The sequence below is a fragment of the Natranaerovirga pectinivora genome, from assembly GCF_004342165.1.
In the GTDB taxonomy this organism is placed as follows: Bacteria; Bacillota; Clostridia; order Lachnospirales; family DSM-24629; genus Natranaerovirga; species Natranaerovirga pectinivora.
The window spans coordinates 1-6468 of the sequence record NZ_SMAL01000020.1; the positions used below are offsets into that span (position 1 = coordinate 1).

Genomic DNA, 6468 nt, shown 5'->3' on the forward strand with positions numbered 1-6468 from the left:
CGTATTATATTATAGAATACAAAAATAGCTCTAAAGCCAAGAATGGAGGGGAATTGAAACCAATCCCCCCCAACTATTGACAAAGAGCCAAAAAATAGCCACATTTAATGTGGCTATTGATGAGGGGAGTATAAATAATTAATAAGGGGTTATATAGTGTGTGAAAGATGCTCTATGTAAGAAGGGAGAACAATCATTTCACAATATTATTATATATCAAGAGACAGTAAAATGCAACATAAATTTACAAATTATTAAACTCAATTATAAAATTTCTTTTATTTCGATGTTATTTTCATTTTGAAGATCAACCATAACATTGTCTAACTGTACAATGGGTCTTGAGGGCTGATTATTATGTATAAATACTATTTTACCAACTTCTCCTGTTGATAATTTTACTTGGTTGCCTAAATAATTATGAGCAATATTCTCTAAAAAAATAAATAAATATTTTGTGTCTAATAGGCCATAAGACTCTTGTTCAAAAATTTTTATAACTTTAAAAGGTGAGAACTTCTTATGATATGTTCTATCAGATGTCATAGCATCATAAATATCTGCAATAGCAATAATTTTTCCAAAGTCATGGATTTGTTCATTCTTAAATCCGAAAGGATAACCAGAACCATCAAACTTTTCGTGGTGAGATAAAACACCCATTTTCACTTCATGTGGCAATTTTTGATTTTTAATCATATTATATCCTAGCAAGGTATGTTGCTTAATTTCATTAAATTCTTCTTCCGTTAGTTTGCCAGGTTTATTAAGTATTTTCTTATCGATTTTAACTTTTCCTATATCATGCAACAAACCTGCTACAGTTAAATTCTCAATCTGATCCTTTGGCAAATGCAGCCAATGTCCAAAAATATTACAAAGCATAGAAACATTCATTAAATGAGTATATGTATGATCATCAGATTGTTTTATATGGCATAAAAAATTAAATAAATCACTTTTGGTTTCAAGAGTATTAATTAATTCTTCACTTATTGAAAATAATTCTTTTATATTAATATCTTTTCCATCACTAATACAGTCTAATTTGTCTTTTAAAAAGACTTGACTATCATTATATGAATTAGAAAATTTCTTATAGGAAACACTTTCTTTATGATTGTCTTTGTTTTTTTCTGGAGTTGGTATGACGTTAGATGTGTTAGTATAGTCTCTAACAACTATACTAAGTATTTGATATAATTGCATCCTAAAAATATGTTTTTGTGTAATGACTGTGTCCTTAGGAATAAGTAACATTCCACTACTATTAATTACATCCTCATCAAGCTGCATTCCCACTTGAACTTGATCTAATCCTATACGTTTTTGTTTGTATTCAGCTATAACCATAAAACACCGCTCCTTAATTATCAAATTCTAAGTATTATAAATAGTAAGAAGCACAAATCACCTCTTAACAATCCCCCAAGTTTTTTTATAAATAAGTGTTATTTAACTAAATTTTCAATGTAATATTCATATTATAACATAAAAAGACAAAAAGTAAATGTTTAACAGAGGTATAATAAATAAGAAATTAGTTATAATAATATAGGTACATCAAACAAATCTTATATGTACACATTTAAGGAGGAAATTAACTATGGCAAGAAACAATAACAACAACAACAGAAACAATAACAATAATAACAACAATAACAACAACAACAACAAAAACAACAATAACAATAACAACAATAACAACAACAACAACAGAAACAACAACAACAATAACCAAAACATGAATACTGAGTTTGGTAGAGACGAATAATAAAATGCCAAATAAAAGTAACAACAAAAGCAACAAAGATAGAAATAGCATCAACGATAACAACTTCGAAACAACAAAAAGAGTAGGATTTGGTATGGAAGATCTGAATCAATATTTGATTAGGAAAGATTTTAATCAAAGCAATAGAGATGAAGAAAATCACACATACTAAATCAATAATAGACCTATCGTAATGATAGGTCTATTTACATATCATATATTATTAACTCATCCTATGACTCTTACTTCGTAAGTGATTGCAAAAAAAATTTGAATATGATATTTTAAATAGGTAGTAATTAAATAATTAAGATGTTAAGGTTAAAGCCTTTTAGGGTTAAGACCTTAAAGTTAAGGTGTTGAAAGGAGATTTTATGAAGTTAATATTTTTTTCTGACATACATGGTTCTGAATATTATGCAAAGAAGGCAATTGAAGTACTTAAAGAAGAAAAGGGTGATTATATTGTTTTATTAGGGGATTTGCTTTACCACGGTCCTAGAAATGATCTTCCAAAAGAATATAACCCTAAGGGTGTAATAGAATTACTTAATGCAAACAAGAACAATATAATAGCAGTACGAGGCAATTGTGATAGTGAAGTAGATCAAATGGTTTTAAAGTTTCCAATGATGTCTGATTATACAATCATCGTTAATAATGATAAAAAAATATTTGCCACTCATGGACATATTTATAATGAAGCCAACATGCCACAGCTAAATGAAAAAGACATACTAATTCACGGACACACCCATATACCTGTAGCAAAAGAAAAAGAAGGGATATTTATACTAAATCCTGGTTCTATATCCTTACCTAAAGAAAATAATCCATCAAGTTTTGGAGTTATGACAGAAAATGAATTTCTAATTAAAACATTTGATGGCCAAATTATTAAACAAATAAAATTATAAAAATTTTATAAATAAAACAAACCACAAATATTAACATTTGGTGGTTTGTTTTGTTATATATAAAGAAACCAGTTAAGTCTATATACAAGTATTTTTAAAGTAACTTTCCTCGGGCACCCCACTCAGGAAGTTCACTTATTGTTATATAAATGTGATCAGTTGGGATATTACAATAAGTTGTTATACAGGTAGATAGTTTTTCAATCAATATTTCCTTATACTTTCTTTCAGCAGACCCAAATAATTTCACTTCTAAGTAAGCAGAGTTTTTTTCTTCTCCAGATAAAAAGATAGACATACTATCTTGGAAAGTAATCATTAAAGACTTTTCAGTTTTTCCAGGTATAGTGGTTATGATTTGTCCAAATTCTTTTTTTAAAACTTCTTTAAGATTATTATCTAAAGCTGTAGAAACTTGTGTAGTAATGAGTGGCATAGTAAAAAACCTCCTAAAATATGACTATTTTTTAAAACATAAAAATATTATACAATAATACTTATAAAACGCAAAGTTAATGTTTTATATATGTTAATTTAATAATTTAATATAAATTTAAAACAAATGAAATAATCACATGATAGAATGGAAATATAAGTATAGGATAATAATAGAAATAAATATAATAATATTTATTTTAAAGTTTAGGAGATATATTTACTATGGATAAATTAGAATTAATTGCACCTTGTGTTTTTGGCTTAGAATCGGTTTTAAAAAATGAAATTCAACAGTTAGGATACACAATAACTCAGGTTGAAGATGGAAGGGTAACATTTGAAGGAGATACAAAAGCTATATGTCGCAGTAATATTTTTATTAGAACAGCAGAGCGCATATTGCTTAAGGTTGGGACATTTAAGGCAACATCATTTGATGAATTGTTTGAAAAAACAAAAGCTTTAGAATGGGAAAGATACTTAACCAAAGATAGTAAATTTTGGGTTACAAAGGCATCATCTATCAAATCAAAATTATTTAGTACATCAGACATTCAATCCTTAGTTAAAAAAGCAATTGTTGATAGCCTAAAGAAATCTTATAATATAGACTGGTTTTCTGAAACAGGTGAAGAGTATCCTATTAGAGTGTTTCTGTTAAAAGATGAAGTAACAATCGCAATTGATACAAGTGGAGAATCTCTTCATAAAAGAGGATATAGAGAAATGACTAGTGGAGCACCTGTTAGTGAAACATTGGCATCAGGGATGATACAACTAACGCCATGGAATAAAGATAGAGTTTTAATAGATCCTTTTTGTGGTAGTGGTACCATTCCTATAGAAGCAGCAATGATGGGTGCTAATATTGCTCCAGGATTAAATAGAGCCTTTCAATCAGAAAACTGGAGTAATATTATAGATAAAAAAAGTTGGTTTAGCGCAATTGATGAAGCTCACGATATAATGGATGATTCAATTGAATTAGACATACAAGGATATGATATAGATGAGAATGTATTAAAAGGGGCTAGGCATAATGCAAAGTTAGCAGGTGTTGATCATCTTATACATTTTCAAAGAAGAGACGTTAAAGATTTGAGTAGCTCAAAAAAATATGGCTTTATTATTACAAATCCTCCATATGGGGAAAGAATGGGAACAAAAGAGTCAATAAAAACGTTATATAATGATATGGGAAATGTTTTTAGAAATCTAGATGCTTGGTCCTACTTTGTAATTACTTCTTATGAAGATATAGAAAAAGATTTTAGAAAATCAGCCACTAAGAAAAGAAAATTATATAACGGAATGTTAAAAACAAGCTACTATCAATTTTATGGCCCAAAGCCTACTAAAAAGTAATACATTTTAAAGGGGGAGTTATTATGAAGAAGATTAAGAACTTATTCATTGTTTTCACTATATTGTCTTTGATTTTTCAAAGTACAACTACATTCAGTAATGTATATGATAACTCCGAGATAAATGCTTTAAGAGTAAAGAATGATCTTTCTCTTGTTGAAACAAATAGTCTAATCCCTGAAAATGGTTTTCTTCATAATTTAATGATGAATCAAGAAGAGCAAAGAGCGACTTTTAATGAGGTTGATGAAGTTGATGAAGTTGAAGAACTTGTTACACTTATTACAAATGAAAGTCCTAATGTTAGTATTATCTTAGATGATTTATTTATAGAATATAATGATATATTTGGATACCCATTTATTGATAACAACAATAGAACCCAAGTGCCATTAAGATTAACAATGGAAGCATTTGGTGCTAAGGTAGAATGGGATCCTATAGAGTCAGTAGCTTCTGTTATTAAAAATAATACTTTGGTAGAAGTCCCAATTGGTGAATCATATGTAAAGGTCAATGGGGAAGAAATACAAAATGAAACTGAGGCTATAATAATTGATAGCCGTACATATATACCTATAAGAATAGTTCTTGAGGCATTTGGTGCAGAGGTGCACTGGGATAGAGATAATTATTTTGTTATTGTTAATTCAACAACAAGTCAAAATGTTTTGCTATCATTGCCAAGAAAATTTGATTACAGAACAACAGGAAGAACCACTTCAGTAAAAAATCAAGGCAACTTAGGTACTTGTTGGGCCTTTGCAACATTAGGCGCTTTAGAAAGTTCATTAATGCCAGGAGAACGATGGTCATTTTCTGAAGATCATCTTAGTATTCAACACGGCTTCAATTTAGGTCAAAATGAAGGTGGAGAATACAATATGTCATTAGCCTATTTAGCTAGATGGTCTGGGCCGATAAGGGAAGTTGATGATGTATATGGGGATGGGATTTCGCCTACAAATATACCAGCAGTAAAGCATTTACAAGAAGCAATAATTTTACCAAGTAAAAATTATAATGAAATTAAAAAAGCAATCTATCTACATGGGGGGGTTCAAACTTCTATATATTCCCCTATACAAGATTCAAATTTTAATTCTAATTATTATAACTATGAAAGGGCTGCTTTATATAACTTTGACAATAGAAGATCAAATCATGATGTTGTTATTATTGGTTGGGACGATGATTACCCAAAAGAGAACTTTTTAGTTCAACCTCAAGGAAATGGTGCTTTTATAGCAAAAAACAGTTGGGGACCAGATTTTGGAGAAGAAGGGTACTTTTATGTTTCTTACTATGATAGAAATGTTGGTATAAACAATATTGTTTATACAAGAATCGATAACCCAGACAATTACGATAATATCTATCAAACAGATTGGCTTGGTTGGGTTGGAAACTTAGGGTATAATTCAGAAACAGCATATTTTTCAAATGTTTATAAAACAGAGAACAGAGAAATATTAAGAGCTGTTAGCTTTTATGCTACAGATGACAATACAACGTATGAAATATATTACGTAGATGAATTTCTTAATGAATATAGTTTAAGAGAAAAAGACTTTATACAAGCAGGTGAGCTTAGCTTTGCTGGGTACTATACAATTGATTTTGAAAAAGATATTATTATAGAAGAGAATACATCCTTTGCAGTTATTGTTAAAATTACAACGCCAGGGGCCTCATTTCCAGTTGCTATAGAATTTAACGCTGGAAAACATACAGCTAATGTAGTAATAGATGATGGCCAAGGATACATAAGTTACGATGGACATCACTGGGAAAGTACAGAAGAAAAGCAACAAAGTAATGTTTGCTTAAAAGCCTTTACTGACACTTATATTGGATAATGGAAAACATATAAAAGTTCGGCTCTTTGTCAATAGTTGGGGGGGATTGGTTTCAATTCCCCTCCATTCTTGGCTTTAGAGCTATTTTTGTATTCTATAATATAATACGCATTTT

The 6468-nt window shown here is 29.4% G+C and carries 7 protein-coding genes; 5 read left to right on the forward strand and 2 right to left on the reverse strand.

Features of this window, described 5'->3' with window-relative positions:
• Positions 1 to 264: 264 nt before the first annotated feature.
• Entirely contained in the window at positions 265 to 1353 is a 1089-nt protein-coding gene (locus EDC18_RS14220) for an HD-GYP domain-containing protein (RefSeq protein WP_132254233.1), read from the reverse strand.
• A gap of 253 nt (positions 1354 to 1606) precedes the next feature.
• Here EDC18_RS14220 and EDC18_RS14225 point away from each other — a divergent pair, with 253 nt between their 5' ends.
• The 3 genes from EDC18_RS14225 (at position 1607) to yfcE (ending at position 2691) form a co-directional block, all read left to right on the forward strand.
• On the forward strand, positions 1607 to 1774 hold the full coding sequence (locus EDC18_RS14225; RefSeq protein WP_207669232.1) for a hypothetical protein: 168 nt from the start codon (positions 1607 to 1609) through the stop codon (positions 1772 to 1774).
• A gap of 4 nt (positions 1775 to 1778) precedes the next feature.
• A complete protein-coding gene (locus EDC18_RS14650) occupies positions 1779 to 1946 on the forward strand; it encodes a hypothetical protein (RefSeq protein ID WP_165878606.1) in 168 nt (55 codons plus the stop codon).
• A 202-nt stretch (positions 1947 to 2148) separates the two neighbouring features.
• Positions 2149 to 2691 (forward strand): phosphodiesterase, encoded by a 543-nt coding sequence (gene yfcE / locus EDC18_RS14230; protein ID WP_132254235.1) that lies wholly within the window; start codon positions 2149 to 2151, stop codon positions 2689 to 2691.
• Between the two features lie 94 nt (positions 2692 to 2785).
• Here the strand turns inward: yfcE and EDC18_RS14235 are convergent, their stop codons facing one another.
• On the reverse strand, positions 2786 to 3127 hold the full coding sequence (locus EDC18_RS14235) for a phenylpyruvate tautomerase MIF-related protein (RefSeq protein WP_132254237.1): 342 nt from the start codon (positions 3125 to 3127) through the stop codon (positions 2786 to 2788).
• A gap of 224 nt (positions 3128 to 3351) precedes the next feature.
• Between EDC18_RS14235 and EDC18_RS14240 the strand changes: the two genes are divergently transcribed.
• Both EDC18_RS14240 and EDC18_RS14245 read left to right on the forward strand, forming a co-directional pair.
• Positions 3352 to 4494, forward strand: coding sequence for a THUMP domain-containing class I SAM-dependent RNA methyltransferase (locus tag EDC18_RS14240; protein ID WP_132254239.1), 1143 nt, complete (start codon positions 3352 to 3354; stop codon positions 4492 to 4494).
• Positions 4495 to 4517: 23 nt separating this feature from the next.
• Positions 4518 to 6353, forward strand: a complete 1836-nt coding sequence (locus tag EDC18_RS14245) for a lectin like domain-containing protein (RefSeq protein WP_132254241.1) — start codon at positions 4518 to 4520, stop codon at positions 6351 to 6353.
• Positions 6354 to 6468: the final 115 nt, after the last annotated feature.

Coding starts and splice junctions, on each gene's coding strand:
- EDC18_RS14235 (WP_132254237.1), bottom strand. CDS start 3,127: ATGCCACTCATTACTACACAAGTTTCTACAGCTTTAGATAATAATCTT.
- EDC18_RS14225 (WP_207669232.1), top strand. CDS start 1,607: ATGGCAAGAAACAATAACAACAACAACAGAAACAATAACAATAATAAC.
- EDC18_RS14650 (WP_165878606.1), top strand. CDS start 1,779: ATGCCAAATAAAAGTAACAACAAAAGCAACAAAGATAGAAATAGCATC.
- EDC18_RS14240 (WP_132254239.1), top strand. CDS start 3,352: ATGGATAAATTAGAATTAATTGCACCTTGTGTTTTTGGCTTAGAATCG.
- yfcE (WP_132254235.1), top strand. CDS start 2,149: ATGAAGTTAATATTTTTTTCTGACATACATGGTTCTGAATATTATGCA.
- EDC18_RS14220 (WP_132254233.1), bottom strand. CDS start 1,353: ATGGTTATAGCTGAATACAAACAAAAACGTATAGGATTAGATCAAGTT.
- EDC18_RS14245 (WP_132254241.1), top strand. CDS start 4,518: ATGAAGAAGATTAAGAACTTATTCATTGTTTTCACTATATTGTCTTTG.